This is a genomic window from Streptomyces milbemycinicus, from assembly GCF_002154605.1.
GTDB classification, from domain to species: Bacteria; Actinomycetota; Actinomycetes; order Streptomycetales; family Streptomycetaceae; genus Streptomyces; species Streptomyces milbemycinicus.
On record NZ_MUNE01001001.1, the window covers coordinates 1 to 507 of the forward strand.

At 72.8% G+C, this 507-nt stretch carries 2 pseudogenes; one reads left to right on the forward strand and one right to left on the reverse strand.

Annotated elements, in window-relative coordinates:
• Window positions 1-194, reverse strand: a pseudogene (locus CCN51_RS58840) (hypothetical protein); the annotation flags it as partial.
• A 37-nt stretch (window positions 195-231) separates the two neighbouring features.
• Here CCN51_RS58840 and CCN51_RS50225 point away from each other — a divergent pair.
• Window positions 232-507, forward strand: a pseudogene (locus tag CCN51_RS50225) (DNA-binding protein); the annotation flags it as partial.

Below are 507 nucleotides of genomic sequence, written 5' to 3' on the forward strand. Positions count from 1 at the left end.
GCGCGCAACTCGGCGACCAGCCGCATCCGGTCGCCGGATGGCAACCCCCGCTGCTGTGCCAGATCGCCGACACGGCTCAGATAGTCGTAGACGAGCTGTTCGCTCTCGATCCCCACCAAGACCCCTGACAATGCGCACCGCTGGCGTATCAGATCGTTCCGACGGTACCGCGCCGGACCAGCGGCCCGCCGCACCCCCGGCTCGTCATCACCCCCCGGTATCGTGGATCGAATGACCAGCTCGCGGAATCGGGAGGCATACGTGCCTGCAGAGACCGGCCCACGGGACAGCGGCCGCGGAGCGCCGCGCACGCTCGCCGAAGAGCTGCGCACCCGCCCCGACGACGCCCTCGCCGCCCTTCTGCGCGCCCGCCCCGACCTGCTGTCCCCCGTGCCGAACGACCTCACCCAGCTCGCCACCCGGGCCGGCACCCGCGCCTCGGTCGTACGGGCGGTGGAGCGGCTGGACCGGTTCGCGCTGCAGACCGCGGAGGCGCTGGCGGTCGCG